The organism is Pseudosulfitobacter koreensis (genome assembly GCF_024733015.1).
GTDB lineage: Bacteria > Pseudomonadota > Alphaproteobacteria > Rhodobacterales > Rhodobacteraceae > Pseudosulfitobacter > Pseudosulfitobacter koreensis.
Genome location: NZ_JANKJG010000001.1, coordinates 163831 through 181465, shown reverse-complemented (window position 1 = coordinate 181465; position 17635 = coordinate 163831). Strand labels below are relative to the sequence as shown.

Here is a 17635-nt window from a genome sequence, read left to right as displayed (position 1 = left end):
TAAAGCGCTATATACTAAGGCGTACTTCACATGATGCCCTGCCCGAACGGGGCCCAACCAAGGCAGTAGAATATGACGTTTTCCAAGTTTTCCCTAGCAGCGGTCCTGACGGGCAGCATGGCGCTGACCGCTTGTACCGCCCCGGGCCAATTGGGCGGAAACCCCAACGACCCCAAACGTAACACCAAGACCGGCGCGCTTTCGGGCGCCGTCGCCGGTGCGCTTTTGGGTGCGGCCGTCAGCGATGACGGCGACCGGGGCGATGGTGCCCTGATCGGTGCCGTTCTGGGCGGTGCCGCCGGTGCGGGTATCGGCTATAACCTCGACCGCCAGGAGGCCGAGCTGCGCCAGTCGCTCGACAATAATGTGCAGATCACCAACACCGGTGACCGCCTGATCGTGACGTTGCCGCAGGACATCCTGTTCGCCACCGACAGCTTTGCCGTGCAGCCATCCCTGCGCGGTGATCTGGCATCGGTCGCCGCCAGCTTGCAGCGCTATCCCGGCAGCACCGTTCAGGTGATCGGTCACACCGACAGCGATGGTGACGCCGCCTATAACCAGCAATTGAGCGAACGCCGCGCCACTGCGGTGTCCGAAGTGCTGTTGCAGAATGGCGTGCCCTATTCGCGCATCCAGTCCTTTGGTCGCGGCGAATCGCAGCCCGTTGCCACGAACCTCAACGCGGCCGGCAAGGCGCTGAACCGCCGCGTCGATATCGTGATTCTGCCCAACGCCTGATCGGCTGACAAAATCGTTAACGACCTTGAGGGCGCGGCATTGCTGCGCCCTCTTGCCATTGCGGGGTGCTGCCACACCTTACGGCGGGACATGTTCAAAAAGGAGCCGAGATGGCCACGCCGAAACTACTTGGGATATCGGGATCGTTGCGCGCTGAATCCTGCAACAGCAAATTGATCCGCGAGGCGGCGCGTCTGTTCGGCAATTGCAGCTTTGCCGAGGCGGACATCCGGTTTTCGCTCTATGACGGCGACGAGGAAAGCGCGACGGGCGTGCCCGAAAACGTCCAGGCCGTCGCGCGCCAGATCGCCGAGGCCGACGCGGTGGTGATTTCGACCACGGAATACAACAAGGGCCCGTCGGGCGCGTTGAAGAATGCGCTGGACTGGATCAGCCGCTGCGAGGGCAACTGCTGGGCGGACAAGCCGGTGGCAGTCATGTCCGCCGCCGCAGGCCGCGCAGGCGGCGAGCGGGCGCAGTTGATCCTGCGCAGCTTCATGGTCGCGTTCCGACCACGCATTCTGCAGGGGCCGGAAATACATTTGGCCAATTGCACCAACCAGTTCGACGATCAGGGTCAGCTGACCGGCGAGATCTACGTCAAGGAACTGAGCCAGCTGATGCAGCAACTGCGGGCCGAGATCGACCGCTAGGCCACTGCCTCAAACCGGCGTGCTGACCTCGATCAGGTTGCCGTCGGGATCGCGGATATAAAGCGATTGCAGCGGTCCCGTGGCGCCGGTTCGGCTGACGGGGCCCTCTTCGATCTCGACCTTGTGGGCCGTGAAATGCTGTTCCCAGTCGTCCAGCGGCGTCTCGGACAGCAGGCACATATCGGTCGAACCGGGGCCGGGGTGCGCCGCCTTGGGGTCGTATTCGGCGCCCCAGCGGTGGACGTTGATCTTTTGGGTTCCGAACTTCAGCGCGTGGCGTTTCGACCCATCTGTCGCGGTGAACCGTTCGACCGTCATGCCCAGAACGTCCGAATAAAACGTCAGCGTCGCTTCGAGGTCGCCGACGGTCAGCACGAGGTGGTCGAGGCTGGCTATTTGAGGTTGTTTCATCAAGTTGGCTTTCGTACCGTGAGTGTGCAGAGGGTGAAACAGTTGAGGCGCATGTGCAAGTGGACGTGATGGACCCGGCTCGTGCGCAGGCGTTTCAGGTGGCGTTGGGCGGCGCTGCGACCTTGCAGGCGGGCGATTCCCTGCCGCCGTTCTTTCACCACCTCTATTTTTGGGAGCCAGTGACCCCTGATGGTCTGGGCCGTGACGGGCACCCGCGCGTTGGTGGGCTGATTCCCGACATGGGATTGCCGCGCCGGATGTGGGCCGGTGGCAGGCTTGAGTTTCATGGTCCCCTCCGTCTCGGCGCGGGGGCCGAGAAACAGTCGTTTTGCGAACGCGCCGACCGCAAGGTGGGCCGGTCGGGTGATCTGGGCATCGTCACCCTGCGGCACGAGATTTCGCAGGGCGGCGTGCTGCGCCTGACCGAATGGCAGGATCTGGTCTATCGCGCAGAGGCGGATGCGACAGCGCCTAAGCCCATGGCTCCAGCGGCGCGCACAGATGAGGACAGCTGCCGCGCGGTGGATTTCGATGCAACGCTGCTGTTTCGCTATTCGGCGCTGACGTTCAACGGCCACCGCATCCATTACGATCAGCCCTATGCGCGCGAGGTCGAGGGCTACGACGGGCTGGTGGTGCACGGGCCGCTGTTGGCGCAGCTGCTGATGCTGGACGCGGGCGCGGTCAAGCGGTTTTCCTACAAGGCGACAGCGCCGCTGATGCACCACGAGCGGGCCGCAATTTGCCGGAAGGGCAGCGATCTTTGGGTGCGCGGCCCGGACGGAAGGCAGTGTATGTTGGCGACCTCAGGCTGAGGCGGCGACCTCGAACCCCTGCGGGATCGTATCGTCGCCGTCGAGGATCAGTGCCGCCATCGTCTCGGCGACCTTCGGGGCCATGCCAAAGCCGATCTTGAAACCACCGTTTGCGATGTAATGGTCGGGACGACCCGGCCATGCCCCCAGCATCGGCGCGCGCGAGCGGGCACGCGGGCGCACCCCGGCCCAGCGTTGGATGACTTGCGCATACTCCAGCGCCGGGACCGCGGCGCGGGCGCGGGCGATGATGTCGTCCAGTTGCGCGTCAGGTTGCAGATGGTCGTACTCGTTTTCCGAAGTCGATCCGATCGCCGTTGTGCCGTCCGCGTGGGGAATGATGTGCAGCCCGTCGGCATAAAGCTGCGGTGCCCCGGCCATGTCGTATTGCAGCAGAGCGGCCTGCCCCTTGACGCCTGTGCCCATCGGGCGCGGCGCGGTCTTGTTCAACTCTTCCAGCCCGACGATCCCCGTAGCCCAGAGGGTCGGGCCGTCGGATGTGCCATCCGCTTCGACCTCGACACCATGTGCGTTCAGGGCGCTGACCAGGGCGGTACAGGCCTGCCCAGGATGCAAAAGCGCGCTGAGATCGTCAAAGATCAACTGTCCCGTGGGGCTCTGCGGTGCCCACGGTCCGGCGGCAGGGCGCAAGGACCACTCGGCCTGACCTCGCCACAGCTCGCGCGCAGTTTCGACACGAGCCTGTGCCAGCGTCAGCGCGTGGTCGTCGGCAACCGGTTGCAGCCGCCCGGAGCGGACATAGCCCGAATGCCTGCCGCCCGCGTCCGATACCCCGCGCCAGAAGGTGTCGGCCATCAGCAGGCTCTCTAGCTGAAACTGCTTTTTTGGGTTCCAATTCTCCGGCACATGCGGCGCAAGCGCGCCGACCACGCCCCCCGACGCACCCTTGGCGGGCCCGTTGGGGTCGATGATGCGCACGGTGGCGCCCTTCTGGATGCAGACCCAGGCGGTCGCCAGCCCGAAGATGCCCGCGCCGTGGATGGTGATGTCGGGCATTGCCAAGGTAGGAGCCTTTCGCCATGGATGCTGAGACGATCCTTACAGGGTGACGGGATGCAGGACCAGCGCGCAGACTTGGAATGGCGGGACGGCGACGTGCCGGTCAGCACCCGGTTCGACGATCCTTATTTCAGTCTTGAAAACGGTCTGGACGAGACCCGGCACGTGTTCCTTACGGGCAATGGCTTGCCCGAGCGATTCTGTGACGGGTTCCATGTGGGCGAATTGGGCTTCGGCACCGGGCTGAATTTCGTGGTGACGCTGGCCGCGTGGCGGGCATCCGGTGTCTCGGGCGTTCTACACTTTACCAGCTTCGAGGCCTATCCGATGTCGGTGGACGAGATGGCGCGGGCCCTTGGGGCATTTGGAGTCGGGGACGATCTGGTCGCGGTCTGGAACGGGCGTGGCGGGCGTTTTGATTTCGGCGATGCGGTGCTGGATGTGATCGCGGGCGATGCGCGCGAAACGCTGCCGGCGTGGCAGGGCGCTGCGGATGCGTGGTATCTCGACGGGTTTTCGCCCGCGAAGAACCCCGAGCTTTGGGATGAACAACTGATGCAAGCCGTCGCTGACCATACGCACACGCTCGGAACTTTCGCGACCTACACCGCTGCTGGCTTCGTGCGGCGCGGACTGGAGGCGGCGGGCTTCGACGTGCGCCGTATTTCCGGCTATGGCCGCAAGCGCCATATGACCGTGGGCACCAGAAGATGAGCGCAGGCAACAACACCCGGCTGGGCATCGGCCTGATGGTGTTGACCACTTTCGTCTTTGCAATGCAGGATGGCATCTCGCGGCATCTGGCCTCGGAATACAACGTGCTGATGGTGGTGATGGTCCGCTATTGGTTCTTCGCGGCCTTCGTCGTGGCCATCGCGCGCGCCCGCGCGGGCGGCATCCGCGCGGCGGCACGGTCTGAACAGACGCTGGTGCAAGCGTTTCGCGGCCTGCTGCTGGCGGCAGAGATCTGCGTAATGGTGCTGGCGTTCACCATCCTGGGGCTGGTCGAAAGCCTGGCAGTCTTCACCTGCTATCCGTTGCTGGTCGCAGCCCTCAGCGGTCCGATCCTGGGCGAAAGCGTTGGTTGGCGACGGTGGGCCGCGATCGGCGTGGGGTTTGTGGGCGTTCTGATCATTCTGCAACCGGGCATCGGTGTGTTCAAACCGGCAGCGGTGATCCCACTGCTTGCGGCGATGATGTTCGCGCTCTATGCGCTGCTGACGCGCTTTGCCGCGCGCAAGGACACGTCCGCTACCAGCTTTTTCTGGACCGGCGTGGCCGGTGCGGTGGCGATGACCGCCGTGGGCATTTGGTTCTGGGAGCCGATGATGCCGACCGACTGGGCCTGGATGGCGACCCTGTGCGTGACCGGCGCGTTCGGGCACTGGCTGCTGATCCGCGTCTATGAGGTAGCCGAGGCCAGCGCGGTTCAGCCATTCGCCTATCTGCAACTGGTCTTTGGCTCGATGATCGGCGTCAGCGTCTTCGGCGAAGTGATCGCGTGGAATGTGGCCACGGGCGCGGGCATCGTGGTTGCTGCGGGGCTATTCACCCTTTGGCGCGAACGACAGCAGGGTTGAGCCGGTCAGCTCTTCACTGAACGGGATCGGCAGTGCCTCCTTGCCCAGCCGCGCGCGGTAGACAGGCAGGCTTTCGGTCACCCGCATCACGTAGTTTCGGGTCTCGCGGAAGGGGATGTGTTCGATCCAGTCGACGATATCGACAGCACCGGTGCGCGGATCGCCATAGATGTCCATCCAGCGGATCGGCCGCGAGGGGCCCGCGTTGTAAGCCGCCGACATCATAACCACGTTGCCATCGAACCGGCCCGCAAGCGTCGACAGGAATGTAGCACCCAGTTCGGCGTTATAGACCGGATCGGCGGTCAGCCGCGCGGTCGAATGTTCGCCACTTCGGCCCAGACCGGCGGCGACCTCCTGTGCGGTGGCGGGCATCAACTGCATCAGCCCGCGCGCGCCAACACCCGATTGCACGATGGGGTCGAACTCGGATTCGCGCCGCGCGATCGACAGCGCCATTTCCGGCGCGATGGCCAGATCCTGATCCACCAACGGGTGCAGCGGGTAGTATGGCTCGGCCAGCGTGATGCCGCGATAGGCCACGCTTTTGCCGATCATCACCGCCAGATGCGGCTCGCCCGTGTCAATCGCGGCCTGGCCCAGTTGCGCCGCCTGCTTTTCGTCCAACTGGTCGGCCAGATGGGTCCAGAACCGTTCGGCCACGCTGCGCTCGCCCGAGGCTTGCAGCAGCATCCCGGCCTCGAACAGTGGCGCATGGATCAGCGGACTGGTGCGCCAGTCAGGTGCCGCGTCCTGTGGCGCAAGGCCCACATCGAACGGCAGATCCGCCCTTTCCGCAGCCAGGATGCCATAGAACGACGTCTGGAATTGCGCGCCGTCGGCAAAGGCCTGATCCGCCGCCGCCATATCCCCCAGCGCCTCGTAAGCGAGGCCGGTCCAGTATCCTGCGCGCCCGCGCGAGATCGGGCTTTCAACCGCCCGCCGATGGTTCAGGAAGTGTGTCAACGCGGTCGCGGGATCATCAAGCTTGCGCAGGGCGACATAGCCCGCGATCCACTCCAGATCGGCATAGTCAGAGCCGGTCGTCAGGAAATGCTGCGCGGCCAGCAGGTAGGCACGATTGGCATCGCCATCGCGCATCTCGTCCCGCGCCAGCGCGCGGCGGCGGTTCGACCATGCATCGGGCCGCCCCAGGGCGGCGGCGCTGGTCGAGCGTTCGAGGAGCAACGCCTTGGCGTCGTCCGTCCGCTCCTTGCGGATGCGCCATTCGAAACGGGCGTGTTGCAGGCCCGCGTAGGAACTCAGTGCAGCGGGAACGGCTGCAATCTTTGCGTCTACATCGCTGTCAAGGTTGGCCAATGCGATCCGCGCGTCCAGCAAGGCCTGGTGACCGGCATCCAGAAGCGGGCGCATACGTCGGGCCTCGGTCCGCTCGCCCAGCCACAGCATCGTATCGGCACGCGCCTCGTGGTGGGGGCGCAACAGGTCGCCGTGTCTGGACAGGAACTGCGCCTGCTCGTCCGCGTCCATCGGCATCCTGTGCCAGGCCAAAACCACGCTCGCTTGCGCTTCGCCGGTCTGCCCCTGCTCGGCCTTGGCATCGGCATAGGCCAGAATTCCGCGCGGTGTTTGCGGTTCGGCCTCGGCGAAATAGGCGCGCACGGCGGCGGGGCCTGCGGCCACTGCGGCCTCTTCACCACGGCGGCGCAGATAGTCCATGCCGGGCCAGTCAAAGCGGCGATTGCGGAAATCCATGTATTCGGTGTAGGTGCCGCGCCCCGCGCGCAGGCGGTGCCATTCGATCACGTCCGCCGCCACCAGACCGTCGCGTGCGGCCAGCCGTTCGGCAGTTTCCCAGTTGCCCGCACGCATCGCATCCATCGCCCAGCCCAGGGGGCGCGGGCGCTCTGGCTGAGCGGTTGCGGTGGTGGCAAAAAGGCACAGCACAAGGACTGCGAGGCGGGTGATCACTTGCATTTCCTGTCGTGGCAAGGCTAGTGCGTTCCAACATATGATCTTGGCGCGGCTCTGCAACTCACGTCTGCGGCAGGGTCATGAAATCCGGCCAAATTCGGCCATGACACTGAAAAAAGGAGCGTGAATATGTTCAAGGGTTCCATGCCCGCACTCGTCACGCCGTTCCAGGACGGCGCACTGGATCTGGACACGCTCAAGAAGCTGGTGGATTGGCAGATCGAACAGGGTTCTTCGGGGCTGGTGCCCGTGGGCACGACCGGCGAAAGCCCGACACTGTCGCATGGCGAACACGACAAGGTCGTCGAGGAGGTGGTCAAGGCCGCCGCCGGCCGGATCAAGGTGATTGCGGGTGCCGGGTCGAACAATACGGTCGAATCCGTGCGTCTGGCCCGCCACGCCGAAGCTGCGGGTGCCGACGCGGTGCTGGTGGTGACGCCCTATTACAACAAGCCGACACAGGCGGGCGTGATCGCCCATTTCGCCGCCGTTCACGATGCGTGCAAATTACCGATCATTGTGTACAACATTCCGGGCCGGTCCGTCGTGGACATCTCGAATGCGACGATGGCGGAACTGGCCAAGATGGAGCGGATCGTAGGTGTCAAGGATGCCACCGGCGATCTGCAACGGGTCAACGACCAGCGGATGATGTGCGGGCCGGATTTCATCCAGCTGTCGGGCGAGGACGGCACCGCGCATGGCTTCAACGCCCAGGGCGGCGTCGGCTGCATCTCGGTCACCGCGAACGTCGCACCGAAGCTCTGCGCTGATGTGCAGGCCGCCTGTGCTGCAGGTGACTATGCCAAGGCTTTGGCGTTGCAGGACAAACTGATGCCGCTGCACAAGGCGATCTTTACCGAACCGGGTCTGGTCGGGGTGAAATACGCGATGTCGCGTCTGGGTCTGTGCAGCGCCGAAGTGCGCCTGCCGCACGTGCCGCTGACCGAATCCACGCGGGCGCTGGTCGACAAGGCGCTGGCACACGCGGGCCTGTTGTAAGTATTGCACAAAACGTCTGGTTTTACCTGAAAGGGGCTGCGATCCGCGGCCCCTTTACCGTTTGCCGTAGTACAGCCCTACCACATGCTCGGCCTGCGCAAAGAACAGCCAGCGGGTGACCAGAACGCCCGCAACGTGGCTCAGGACGGCAACCGCAGCCAGCCAATGCGAAAAGGGGACCAGCAGCAGGATCACGGGCAGAGCTATGGCGAGGGTAAAGGCGATGATCCGCAGCTTGGTCCCGTGCTTGCGGCCCACGACGAACACGAATTCACGCAGCAGATAGTTGGTGCCGGTGTGCGGCGGCTCGAACGCGCGGGGCGTCCCGATGGAGCCCAGGCCCGTGGCGGTGGCCAGCGTCGTGCCTGATCGTGCAAAGGCGCCATCGCCGTGTAGCCACGTCGCCATCACCACGACGCCCGCCAATGCCAGCAACACGGCGGCGGTGGTCACCTCTCCGGCCAGCAGTGCACCGCCCGCAATGGCCAGCGCCAGAAACATCACCGGCGTCAGGGCCGTGTGCCAGCGCGGCACGGTCTTGAGTTGTGCGTAGATCATCGAGGTGGTGAAGACCGTCAGCAGCGATAGCGCAGCACCGATGACCCCGACCAGCGGCAGGGCCTTGTCGAAAAAGATCGTGCCGATGGCATAGACGCCCATCACCAGCAGCGCCGCGACAGATGTGACGGCCTCGCGGCTCAGCCAACTTGTCCGCCACTGGGTGAACGCCTTGAGTGCGCGTTCGGGGCGGCCAAGGTGAAAGGCGGACGCCATCAGCCCGCCCACGGCACAGACATAGGCGATGGTGAAAAAGGCAAAGGCCGACCATCCGGTGACGTCTGGAAATCCCAGTCCCAGCCATGCCAGCAGGCCAAAGCCAAGGCCTGAAAACGTGGTGAAGATGATGACGGAAGGCGCCGGGTGCATCTCAGAGCTTCTCCAGCGTCTTGTCCAGCCAGCCGAGAAAACCGCCAGGCGCGTCGTCCACGGGGGCCAGATAGGGCGCCAGCACGTCGATCTCGGGCAGCGCGTCCTTGGGTCGTGGCGGCAGGTACTTGTTCACGGGTCTGGTGCCCATTTCCGGCATCAGGTCCATGCCGCCACGCTCGGCTGTCAGGCGCGACACATGGCTGTCGGGGTCGGCAAGATCGCCGAAGTGGCGCGCGCCCGACGGGCAGGTGCGCACGCAGGTCGGCACGCGGTCGATTTCTTCCAGGTTCTCGTTATAGATCCGGTCGACGCAAAGCGTGCATTTCTTCATCACGCCCTCGGCTTCGTCCTTTTCGCGCGCGCCATAGGGGCAGGCCCAGGCGCACAGTCCGCAGCCGATGCAATCGCTTTCGTTGACCAACACGATGCCGTCCTCGACCCGTTTGTAACTGGCCCCCGTGGGGCAGACGGTGACGCAGGGCGCGTCGTCGCAATGCAGGCAGGATTTGGGAAAGTGGATCAGTTGCGCGGGCGGCTGCACCTTGTCAGAGGTTGCCAATGGCTGCACTTCGTAGCTGTGGACGCGGTTCAGGAACGTGCCCGAGGGGGCCGCGCCATAGGCGTCCTGATCAGACAGCGGCGCGCCGTAATTCTCGGTGTTCCAGCCCTTGCACGAGATCACGCAGGCATGGCAGCCGACGCAAGTATCCAGGTCGATCACAAGGCCCAGCTTGCGGTCGGTCTTGTCGGGCAGCGCGGTCATTTGCCCACCTTCCACGCCAGATTGTCCGGGCCTTGGCCGACTGGGGATTTGATCGGCTTCATCACGGGTTTCGACTGGTTTTGCGGTGCAGCCTTGGCGATGCGCACCTTCAGGTCGAACCACGCCGCCTGTCCGGTGATCGGGTCGGAATTGGCCCAACGCAGCCCGTCGCCTTTCGGCGGCAGCAGCTCGTGGATCAGGTGGTTCAGCAGAAAGCCTTTCGTGGCCTCGGGCGCGTCCTTGTCCAGCGCCCAAGCGCCCTTGCGTTTGCCGATGGCGTTCCAGGTCCAGACGGTATTGGGGTTCAGCGCCGCCATCTCCAGCACCGGCACGGTGATCTCGCCGTGGGGGGATGTGACAGTGGCCCAATCGCCGTCTTTCAGACCATTGTCCCGCATCAGGTTCGGCGGCAGATACAGCGGATTGTGCCCGTGCAATTGCCGGAGCCATGCGTTCTGGCTGCCCCACGAATGGTACATCGCCATCGGGCGCTGGGTCAGCGCGGTGATGGGATACTCCTCCGCACGGTTGTCGCCAGACGGATCATACCAGATCGGCAGCGGGTCCATCGTGCGGCGGATACGCTCGCGCAGGTGATCGGGCGGCTGGCGGTCGCCGTGGCCTTCGGCGGCCAACTGGAACCTGCGCATCGGCTCGACGTAAAGCGAAAACAGATAGGGCAGTGGTTTGTCGAAGAGGCCCATGCCCACGGCCCAATCCTGATAGGCCATGTTCCACGGTTTATAGTAGTTGGCCCCTTTGGGAATATGCTCGACGAAAAAGCCGCCGTTTTCGATGTAATTGTCGATCTGGCTGGCATTCGGCGCACCGCGTCCTGCGGTCAGACCCTGTTCGCCCGTGCGCCAGCCCGCAAGCGGGCCGATGCCGGGGCGGCGTTCGTGGTTGATGATGTAGTCTGCATAGTCTGCGTATTTCTGGTCGCCCGCTTCGGTCACAAAGCCCGGCAGGTCCAGACGCGCGCCCAGATCGCACAGCACCGACTGGAACCCGCGCACGTCGCGGTCGGGCTCGACCACAGGCCAGCGGATCGCGTCGGCGGCGGCGTCCGCCTCGCAAATCGGACGGTCCAACAGCGAGATACAGTCGTGGCGTTCCAGATAGGTAGTGTCGGGCAGGATCAGGTCGGCATAGGCGACCATCTCGGAACTATACGCATCCGAATAGATGATGCGCGGGATCACATAGTCGCCGCTCTCGTCCGTGTCGGTCAGCATGTCGATCACGCCGCGCGTGTTCATCGACGAATTCCACGCCATGTTGGCCATGTACATGAACAGGGTGTCGATCTTGTAGGGATCGCCCGCGTGCGCGTTGGAGATCACCATGTGCATCAGCCCGTGGGCCGACATCGGGTTGTCCCATGTAAACGCCTTGTCGATCCGCGCCGCCGTGCCGTCGGGCTTCAGCGCCAGATCCTCTGGGCCCTGGACGAACCCCAGATGCGGGCCATCCAGCGGGCCGTTACACGTGGCCTGGCAATGCGGTTTCGGGTGCGCCGTCGCGGGCTTGGGGTAGGGCGGTTTGAACCGGAACCCGCCCGGCACCTCGACCGTACCGAGGATGATCTGCAAGACATGCAGCGCGCGGCAGGTCTGAAAGCCGTTGGCATGGGCGCTGATACCGCGCATGGCGTGAAAGCTGACGGGGCGGCCCGTCATCTTGGTGTGGTGCTCGCCCCGGAAATCGGTCCATGCATGATCCAGCTCGAACGCCTCGTCAAAGGCGACGCGGGCCAGTTCCGACGCGATGGCGCGGATGCGCGCAGCAGAGATACCGGTGCGGTCGGCCACGGCCTCGGGGGCGTGGTCATCCGACAGGTAACGCTCGGCCATCAGGTGCATGACGGGGCGGTGCGTGACACCAGCAGCGCGGTGGGTGGCGGCCAGATCGGGGCGCACGCCTTTCTGGTCGAACGGTGCAGGCTTGCCCGTGTTACGGTCGATCACCAGTTCCTTGCCGTCCGGATCGCGCAAAAGCAGGCCGTACTCGGGCGATTTCTCGTCGCTGTTCACAAGGCAAGGCGCATTGGTGAACCGCGCCAGATAGTCCAGATCAATCTTGCCCGCCTTCATCAGGCAGTGGATCAGCGCCATGATGAACAGCCCGTCGGTGCCCGGCGTGATCCCGACCCAGTCGTCGGCCACGGCATTATAGCCGGTGCGGATCGGGTTGACCCCGATGACCCGCGCGCCGCGTGCCTTGATCTTGCCAATGCCCATCTTGATCGGGTTGCTGTCGTGGTCTTCCGCGACGCCGAACAGCATGAACAGCTTGGTGTGGTCCCAGTCGGGCTGGCCAAATTCCCAGAACGCGCCGCCCATCGTGTAGATGCCCGCCGCCGCCATGTTGACCGAACAGAACCCGCCGTGGGCCGCGTAGTTGGGCGTGCCGAAGTTCTGCGCCCAGAAGGACGTGAACGATTGCGACTGATCGCGTCCGGTGAAGAACGCCAGCTTTTCGGGGTTGTCGCGGCGGATCGGTGCCAGCCAGCCGGTGGCGATGTCCAGCGCCTCGTCCCAGCTGATTTCCTCGAATTCGCCCGAGCCGCGCGGGCCCACACGTTTCAGCGGCGCGCGCAGGCGGGCGGGGGCGTTGTGCTGCATGATGCCGGCCGAGCCCTTGGCGCAAAGCACGCCCTTGTTCACCGGGTGGTCACGGTTGCCTTCGATATAGGCGACCTTGCCGCCCTTCATGTGGACGTTGATGCCGCAGCGGCAGGCGCACATGTAACAGGTGGTCTTGCGGACCTCGTCCGACACTTTGGGTGACAGGTTCAGTGTGGGCTGCTTATGGGGCAAGTCTGTGATCCTTCAGCAGCGTGATGGCGTCGCGGGCGATCTGCTGCTCTTCGGCGGCGGGGATCACCCAATGGGGAATATTTCCCAACCATGATAGCTGTGCAAGAACATTATTCCTGATGTCTGCGTCGTTCTCTCCGATGCCGCCGGTGAACACGATGCCGTCCAGGCCCTGCATCGCGGCGATCATCGACCCGGACTGACGGGCGATCCAATAGCAGAAATGCTCGCGGGCAAAGCGGGCCCTGGGGTCATCGCTGGCGGTCAGCGTGCGCATGTCGGAGCTGATACCCGACAGGCCCAGAAGGCCGCTGTCATGATAGAGCATCTCGCTCGCGGCCTCCGCGCCCATGACTTCGACCAGATGCAGCACGGCACCTGCGTCGATCTCGCCGGCGCGGGTGCCCATCGTCAGACCGCTGAGCGGGGAAAATCCCATCGTGGTCGCCACCGATTGCCCTTCGCGGATCGCGCAGAGCGAGGCCCCGTTGCCCAGATGCAGCGCCAGCAGGCGGCGCGGCAACGGCGTGCCGGTGGTTTCCTCGAAGCCTTTCACCAGGGCCGCAAAGCTGGTGCCGTGAAAGCCATAGCGTTGCAAACCATCTGTCTCGGGCACATCGGGAACCGCGTAGCGGCGCGCCACATCCGGGTTGGTCGCATGAAACGCAGTGTCGAAGGTGGCGCATTGGGGCAGGTCGGGCATCAGTTTGGCAACCGCGTCGATGGCGGCCAAATGGTGCGGGTTGTGCAGAGGTGCCAGCGGCACCGCATCCGCGATGGCGGCGCGCACCTGCGGCGTGATCCGGGCCGAGGCCGTCAATTCCGGCCCGCCGTGAACCACCCGGTGGGCTACCGCGCGCAGATCGGTGGCGTCGATGCCTTGTGCCGCAAGCGCGTCGAATATCGCCCCAAGTGCTGCTTTGTGATCGGGCAGGGGCGTTTCCGACCGGCTGTCACCGGACCTGACCTCGCCCGCACCGCCGATGCCTGTCGCCTCGATCCGCAGGACCTCGTGCAGATCGGTGTCGAACAGGGCCGCCTTGATCGAAGACGATCCCGCATTGATGACAAGGATATGCGCGCGCGCCATGCCTCAGACCGATTGCGGGCGCATGTCGGCCTTGGACACGCCCGCCACCGACACCGGCTTTTTCATCGCGTCGCGGCGGAACGGCTCGCCCAGTTCCTGATTGATCATCGCTTCGATCAGCGTGGTCTTGCCGTGGTTCATCTGGTCGTCCACCGCCTTGGTCAGGGCCGCTGTCAGCTCTTCCATCGTGCGCGCAACGACACCTTGCAGCCCGCAGGCCTGCGCAATGCCCGCATAGGAGACTTCGGTGTCCAGCTCGGTGCCGACAAAGTTGTCGTCGAACCACAGGGTCGAATTGCGCTTTTCCGCGCCCCATTGATAGTTGCGGAACACCACCTGGGTGATCGCGGGCCATTCGCCTCGGCCAATCGCCGTCAATTCGTTCACCGCGATGCCGAACGCACCGTCTCCGGCAAAGCCGACCACGGGCACATCCGGCTGGCCGATCTTGGCGCCGACGATGGCGGGCAGGCCATAGCCGCAAGGGCCGAAGAGACCGGGTGCCAGGTATTTGCGGCCCTCGTCAAAGTCAGGGTACGCGTTGCCGATGGCGCAGTTGTTGCCGATGTCCGAGCTGATGATCGCGTTGCGCGGCAGGGCGGACTGGATCGCGCGCCATGCCATGCGCGGGCTCATCCAGTCGGGTTTGTCGGCGCGGGCGCGCTGGTTCCATGTGGTGCCTTCGTCGTCGTCCTCGTGGTCCATGCTGGACAGTTGCTGCGCCCATGTGGATTTCGCCTGCGCGATGCGCGCTTTACGATCCGCGCGGCCTGCATCGCCCGCGTCGTCAGAGAGTTGCGCCAAAATGCCCTTTGCCACCTTGGCGGCGTCACCGACGATGCCCACGGTGACCTTCTTGGTCAGCCCGATGCGGTCGGGGTTGATGTCGACCTGAATGATCTTGGCTGCCGTCGGCCAGTAATCCATGCCATAGCCCGGCAATGTCGAAAACGGGTTCAGACGGGTGCCGAGGCACAGCACGACATCGGCGTCCTTGATCAGGTCCATCCCCGCCTTGGACCCGTTATAGCCCAGCGGCCCCGCGAACAGTGGGTGCGATCCGGGAAAGGCGTCGTTGTGCTGGTAGCCGACGCAGACGGGCGCATCCAGACGCTCGGCCAGATCCTTTGACGCGGCGATGCCGCCCTTGGACAGGACCACGCCCGCGCCGTTCAGGATCACGGGATTCTTGGCCTGCGACAGCAGGGCAGCCGCCGCCGCGACCGAATTTTCACCGCCCGGCGATTGCTCGAACTCGATCGGCTCGGGAATTTCGATATCGACCACTTGCGTCCAGAAATCGCGGGGGATGTTCAACTGGGCAGGGCCTGACAGCCGTTTCGCCTTGGCGATCACGCGTGTCAGCACTTCGGCCACGCGGGTCGGATCGCGAACCTCTTCCTGATAGGCGACCATGTCCTCGAACAGCTTCATCTGCTCGACTTCCTGAAACCCGCCCTGGCCAATGGTCTTGTTCGCGGCCTGCGGGGTGACCAGCAACAGCGGCGTGTGGTTCCAGTATGCGGTTTTCACGGCGGTCACGAAATTGGTGATACCGGGCCCGTTCTGCGCGATCATCATCGACATCTTGCCAGTCGCACGGGTGTAGCCGTCGGACATCATGCCCGCCGACCCTTCGTGGGCGCAGTCCCAGAACGTGATACCCGCCTGCGGAAACAGATCCGAGATCGGCATCATGGCCGATCCGATGATGCCAAAGGCGTGTTCGATGCCATGCGCTTGCAGTGTTTTTACAAATGCTTCTTCGGTCGTCATTTTCATGGCAAGGGGGCTCCGGCAGGTTAAGGGAATGATTCCGCGTTTCGTCGCAGAGTACGATTGCACGGCGGGGGCGGTTAGGGCCAGATGACTTTGGCGGATCAGGCCAGAAGGTCAGGCCAGACGCAACAGTATTTCGGCCACGCGTTCGACGCCCTCGGCGATGCGGGTGGACGGGATCGACGAATAGGCCAGCCGGTAGAAATTGCGCGGTCTGTCGTGGCCGGAAAAGAAGGACTCGCCCGGTTCGATCAGCACGCTTTGCGGCTTGAGCATCTGTGCCAGCTGACTGGTGTCCACCGACGCAGGCGCGCGCATCCAGAACGACGATCCGCCCGAGGCACCCTGACCCGCGATGGTCAGGCCGGTGTCTGTGATCGCCTGCTGCATCGCGTCGCGGCGTTTGTGCAATGTCGTGCTCATCTTGCGCACCAGCGCGTCATAATGGCCGTGTGACAGAAAATAAGCGACGGTGCGCTGGATATGCCCCGGAGGGTGCCGCAGCACCGATGCGCGCAGGGCACGCGCCTCGCGGATGAACGGCTCGGACCCCACGAGGTATCCCAGCCGCAGCCCCGGAAACAGCGATTTCGAGAACGAGCCGACGTAGATCACCCGCCCGTCCGCATCCAGAGATTTCAGCGCGGGCGAGGGCGGTTTGAGGAACGACATCTCGAATTCATAGTCATCCTCGACGATCAGCGCATCCATCTCGGCGGCGCGGTCCAAGAGCGCGCGGCGTCTGTCCATCGGCATGGTGGCCGTGGTCGGGCACTGGTGGCTGGGCGTGGTGAAGATCACGTCGGTTCCCGGCGGGATTGCATCGGGCGGCAGGCCGTCCTGATCGACACGCACATGGCTGATGCGGCAGCGCGACTGGTTCAGAATATCGTGCAGCGCGTGATAACAGGGTTCCTCCAGGGCGGCGTGACGGCGCTGGGTCAGCAGCACCTGCGTCGTCAGCCACAGCGCATTCTGCGCGCCCAGCGTGATCAGAACCTGTTCGGGGCGGGCGGTGATGCCCCGACGGGGCAGCGAATGGCGCACGATGAATTCGATCAGCTTGGGGTCGTCCTGATCGAAATAATCGGTCGTCATCGGGCCGAAATCGCGTTGCCCCAGCGCCTGCATCGCACACAGCCGCCAGTTGGCGTGATCGAACAGCGTCGGATCGGCCTGACCGTATATGAACGGAAACCGGTAGTGCGCCCAATCCTGCGGCTTGGTCGGGGTTTGCCCGCCCGAGAACCTTTGCCCGATGGCGCGGGTCCAATCCACTGCGTCGGGCGAGACGGGCGAGGCCGCAAAGACCGGCGGCACGGGGGCGGTATCAGAGACGAAATAGCCCGACCGTCCGCGCGATGTCAGGTAGTCGTTCGACAGAAGCTCGGTGTAGCTGAGCGTGACGGTGATGCGGCTGATCCCCAGATGCTGTGCCAGCTTGCGGGTCGAGGGCAGCTTTTCACCCGGCTGGAACCGGCCCGACAGGATGCCTTGGGCGATCATCTGCTGGATCTGGCTTTGCAGCGTGCCCTCGGCCTCGGGGTGTAGAAAGAATGTTTCGACGGGGACTGTCATGCCGCGGGTCTACACTGGACCTATAGCCTCGGCAATGTGGCGCTATGCCCCCGTAAGCAAAAGACCCCGGTCGAAACCGGGGCCTTTGCTTGGACATGTGAAGTGTCGGTCGGGTAAACTGCCGTTTACGGGCAGGCAGCGTAGTAACGCGAGCCGTCTGCACGCTGGTACACACATTGGCCGTTTTGCGTCTTGCCGATGTAGTTGCCGGCGGCACCGCCAACAGCTGCGCCGATCAGCGCGCCTTTGACTTTATCGTCACCACCGGAAACAGAAGCACCGATTGCGGCACCGGTGAGTGCACCGGCGGCTGTGGTGTTCGATGTGGTGGTCTCACAAGCCGCGAGCGATGCGACGAGCGGAATGGCGATAAGAAACTTTTTCATAACTGTCTTCCCTTATTGGCTTCTGTGTTCGAACGCGGTGGGTCGATGATTGGTTCCCACCTTTTTTCAACTGCGGTGAAAAACCAGCCTGTTGTGAACAAGGTTTCACCGGTCCTGTTCGGGCAAGACACTC

16 protein-coding genes are annotated in these 17635 nt (G+C 64.1%); 6 read left to right on the top strand and 10 right to left on the bottom strand.

Features of this window, described 5'->3' with window-relative positions:
- The first annotated feature begins 72 nt into the window (after positions 1-72).
- Positions 73-741, top strand: coding sequence for an OmpA family protein (locus NTA49_RS01000; RefSeq protein WP_258292780.1), 669 nt, complete (start codon positions 73-75; stop codon positions 739-741).
- A 110-nt stretch (positions 742-851) separates the two neighbouring features.
- Positions 852-1394: an NADPH-dependent FMN reductase gene (locus tag NTA49_RS00995; protein WP_258292779.1), complete on the top strand. Its 543-nt coding sequence runs from the start codon at positions 852-854 to the stop codon at positions 1392-1394.
- A 9-nt stretch (positions 1395-1403) separates the two neighbouring features.
- On the opposite strand, the gene NTA49_RS00990 is transcribed toward NTA49_RS00995, so the two are convergent.
- Positions 1404-1805 carry a VOC family protein gene (locus NTA49_RS00990; protein WP_258292778.1) on the bottom strand — a complete coding sequence of 134 codons (402 nt, stop codon included), beginning with the start codon at positions 1803-1805 and terminating at the stop codon, positions 1404-1406.
- Positions 1806-1873: 68 nt separating this feature from the next.
- On the opposite strand from NTA49_RS00990, the gene NTA49_RS00985 reads away from it, so the two are divergent.
- Positions 1874-2620 (top strand): hypothetical protein, encoded by a 747-nt coding sequence (locus NTA49_RS00985; protein ID WP_258292777.1) that lies wholly within the window; start codon positions 1874-1876, stop codon positions 2618-2620.
- Here the strand turns inward: NTA49_RS00985 and NTA49_RS00980 are convergent.
- The gene (locus tag NTA49_RS00980; protein ID WP_258292776.1) at positions 2612-3637 is read right to left on the bottom strand and encodes an NAD(P)/FAD-dependent oxidoreductase; all 1026 of its coding nucleotides are present in this window, start codon (positions 3635-3637) and stop codon (positions 2612-2614) included. The genes NTA49_RS00985 and NTA49_RS00980 overlap by 9 nt on opposite strands.
- Positions 3638-3694: 57 nt before the next feature.
- On the opposite strand from NTA49_RS00980, the gene mnmD reads away from it, so the two are divergent.
- On the top strand, positions 3695-4354 hold the full coding sequence (gene mnmD, locus NTA49_RS00975) for a tRNA (5-methylaminomethyl-2-thiouridine)(34)-methyltransferase MnmD (protein WP_258292775.1): 660 nt from the start codon (positions 3695-3697) through the stop codon (positions 4352-4354).
- Positions 4351-5220, top strand: a complete 870-nt coding sequence (locus NTA49_RS00970) for a DMT family transporter (RefSeq protein WP_258292774.1) — start codon at positions 4351-4353, stop codon at positions 5218-5220. The genes mnmD and NTA49_RS00970 overlap by 4 nt, the downstream gene beginning before the upstream one ends.
- Here the strand turns inward: NTA49_RS00970 and NTA49_RS00965 are convergent.
- Complete coding sequence (locus NTA49_RS00965) at positions 5185-7158, bottom strand: lytic transglycosylase domain-containing protein (RefSeq protein ID WP_258292773.1); 1974 nt, start codon at positions 7156-7158, stop codon at positions 5185-5187. The two genes, NTA49_RS00970 and NTA49_RS00965, sit on opposite strands and share 36 nt — an antisense overlap.
- Before the next feature lie 126 nt (positions 7159-7284).
- Between NTA49_RS00965 and dapA the strand changes: the two genes are divergently transcribed.
- The gene (gene dapA / locus NTA49_RS00960) at positions 7285-8157 is read left to right on the top strand and encodes a 4-hydroxy-tetrahydrodipicolinate synthase (RefSeq protein WP_258292772.1); all 873 of its coding nucleotides are present in this window, start codon (positions 7285-7287) and stop codon (positions 8155-8157) included.
- A gap of 54 nt (positions 8158-8211) precedes the next feature.
- On the opposite strand, the gene NTA49_RS00955 is transcribed toward dapA, so the two are convergent.
- The 7 genes from NTA49_RS00955 to NTA49_RS00925 form a co-directional block, all read right to left on the bottom strand.
- On the bottom strand, positions 8212-9084 hold the full coding sequence (locus NTA49_RS00955) for a dimethyl sulfoxide reductase anchor subunit family protein (protein ID WP_258292771.1): 873 nt from the start codon (positions 9082-9084) through the stop codon (positions 8212-8214).
- Position 9085: 1 nt separating this feature from the next.
- The gene (locus tag NTA49_RS00950; RefSeq protein WP_261368056.1) at positions 9086-9850 is read right to left on the bottom strand and encodes a 4Fe-4S dicluster domain-containing protein; all 765 of its coding nucleotides are present in this window, start codon (positions 9848-9850) and stop codon (positions 9086-9088) included.
- Positions 9847-12669: a molybdopterin oxidoreductase family protein gene (locus tag NTA49_RS00945; RefSeq protein ID WP_258292770.1), complete on the bottom strand. Its 2823-nt coding sequence runs from the start codon at positions 12667-12669 to the stop codon at positions 9847-9849. The genes NTA49_RS00950 and NTA49_RS00945 overlap by 4 nt, the downstream gene beginning before the upstream one ends.
- Positions 12659-13759 (bottom strand): acetate/propionate family kinase, encoded by a 1101-nt coding sequence (locus NTA49_RS00940; protein WP_258292769.1) that lies wholly within the window; start codon positions 13757-13759, stop codon positions 12659-12661. Before NTA49_RS00940 ends, NTA49_RS00945 begins: the two co-directional genes overlap by 11 nt.
- Positions 13760-13762: 3 nt before the next feature.
- Positions 13763-15541, bottom strand: a complete 1779-nt coding sequence (xsc, locus tag NTA49_RS00935; protein ID WP_261368055.1) for a sulfoacetaldehyde acetyltransferase — start codon at positions 15539-15541, stop codon at positions 13763-13765.
- Positions 15542-15652: 111 nt separating this feature from the next.
- Positions 15653-17116: a MocR-like pyridoxine biosynthesis transcription factor PdxR gene (gene pdxR / locus NTA49_RS00930; RefSeq protein ID WP_258292767.1), complete on the bottom strand. Its 1464-nt coding sequence runs from the start codon at positions 17114-17116 to the stop codon at positions 15653-15655.
- Positions 17117-17241: 125 nt separating this feature from the next.
- Positions 17242-17502 (bottom strand): glycine zipper 2TM domain-containing protein, encoded by a 261-nt coding sequence (locus tag NTA49_RS00925; RefSeq protein WP_258292766.1) that lies wholly within the window; start codon positions 17500-17502, stop codon positions 17242-17244.
- Positions 17503-17635 lie beyond the last annotated feature (133 nt).

Excerpts from the sequence above, each read along its gene's own strand:
- xsc (WP_261368055.1), bottom strand. The coding sequence starts at position 15,541 with ATGAAAATGACGACCGAAGAAGCATTTGTAAAAACACTGCAAGCGCAT.
- NTA49_RS00985 (WP_258292777.1), top strand. The coding sequence starts at position 1,874 with ATGGACCCGGCTCGTGCGCAGGCGTTTCAGGTGGCGTTGGGCGGCGCT.
- NTA49_RS00940 (WP_258292769.1), bottom strand. The coding sequence starts at position 13,759 with ATGGCGCGCGCGCATATCCTTGTCATCAATGCGGGATCGTCTTCGATC.
- NTA49_RS00980 (WP_258292776.1), bottom strand. The coding sequence starts at position 3,637 with ATGCCCGACATCACCATCCACGGCGCGGGCATCTTCGGGCTGGCGACC.
- NTA49_RS00925 (WP_258292766.1), bottom strand. The coding sequence starts at position 17,502 with ATGAAAAAGTTTCTTATCGCCATTCCGCTCGTCGCATCGCTCGCGGCT.
- dapA (WP_258292772.1), top strand. The coding sequence starts at position 7,285 with ATGTTCAAGGGTTCCATGCCCGCACTCGTCACGCCGTTCCAGGACGGC.
- NTA49_RS00990 (WP_258292778.1), bottom strand. The coding sequence starts at position 1,805 with ATGAAACAACCTCAAATAGCCAGCCTCGACCACCTCGTGCTGACCGTC.
- NTA49_RS00950 (WP_261368056.1), bottom strand. The coding sequence starts at position 9,850 with ATGACCGCGCTGCCCGACAAGACCGACCGCAAGCTGGGCCTTGTGATC.
- NTA49_RS00955 (WP_258292771.1), bottom strand. The coding sequence starts at position 9,084 with ATGCACCCGGCGCCTTCCGTCATCATCTTCACCACGTTTTCAGGCCTT.
- NTA49_RS01000 (WP_258292780.1), top strand. The coding sequence starts at position 73 with ATGACGTTTTCCAAGTTTTCCCTAGCAGCGGTCCTGACGGGCAGCATG.
- pdxR (WP_258292767.1), bottom strand. The coding sequence starts at position 17,116 with ATGACAGTCCCCGTCGAAACATTCTTTCTACACCCCGAGGCCGAGGGC.
- mnmD (WP_258292775.1), top strand. The coding sequence starts at position 3,695 with ATGCAGGACCAGCGCGCAGACTTGGAATGGCGGGACGGCGACGTGCCG.
- NTA49_RS00970 (WP_258292774.1), top strand. The coding sequence starts at position 4,351 with ATGAGCGCAGGCAACAACACCCGGCTGGGCATCGGCCTGATGGTGTTG.
- NTA49_RS00995 (WP_258292779.1), top strand. The coding sequence starts at position 852 with ATGGCCACGCCGAAACTACTTGGGATATCGGGATCGTTGCGCGCTGAA.
- NTA49_RS00965 (WP_258292773.1), bottom strand. The coding sequence starts at position 7,158 with ATGCAAGTGATCACCCGCCTCGCAGTCCTTGTGCTGTGCCTTTTTGCC.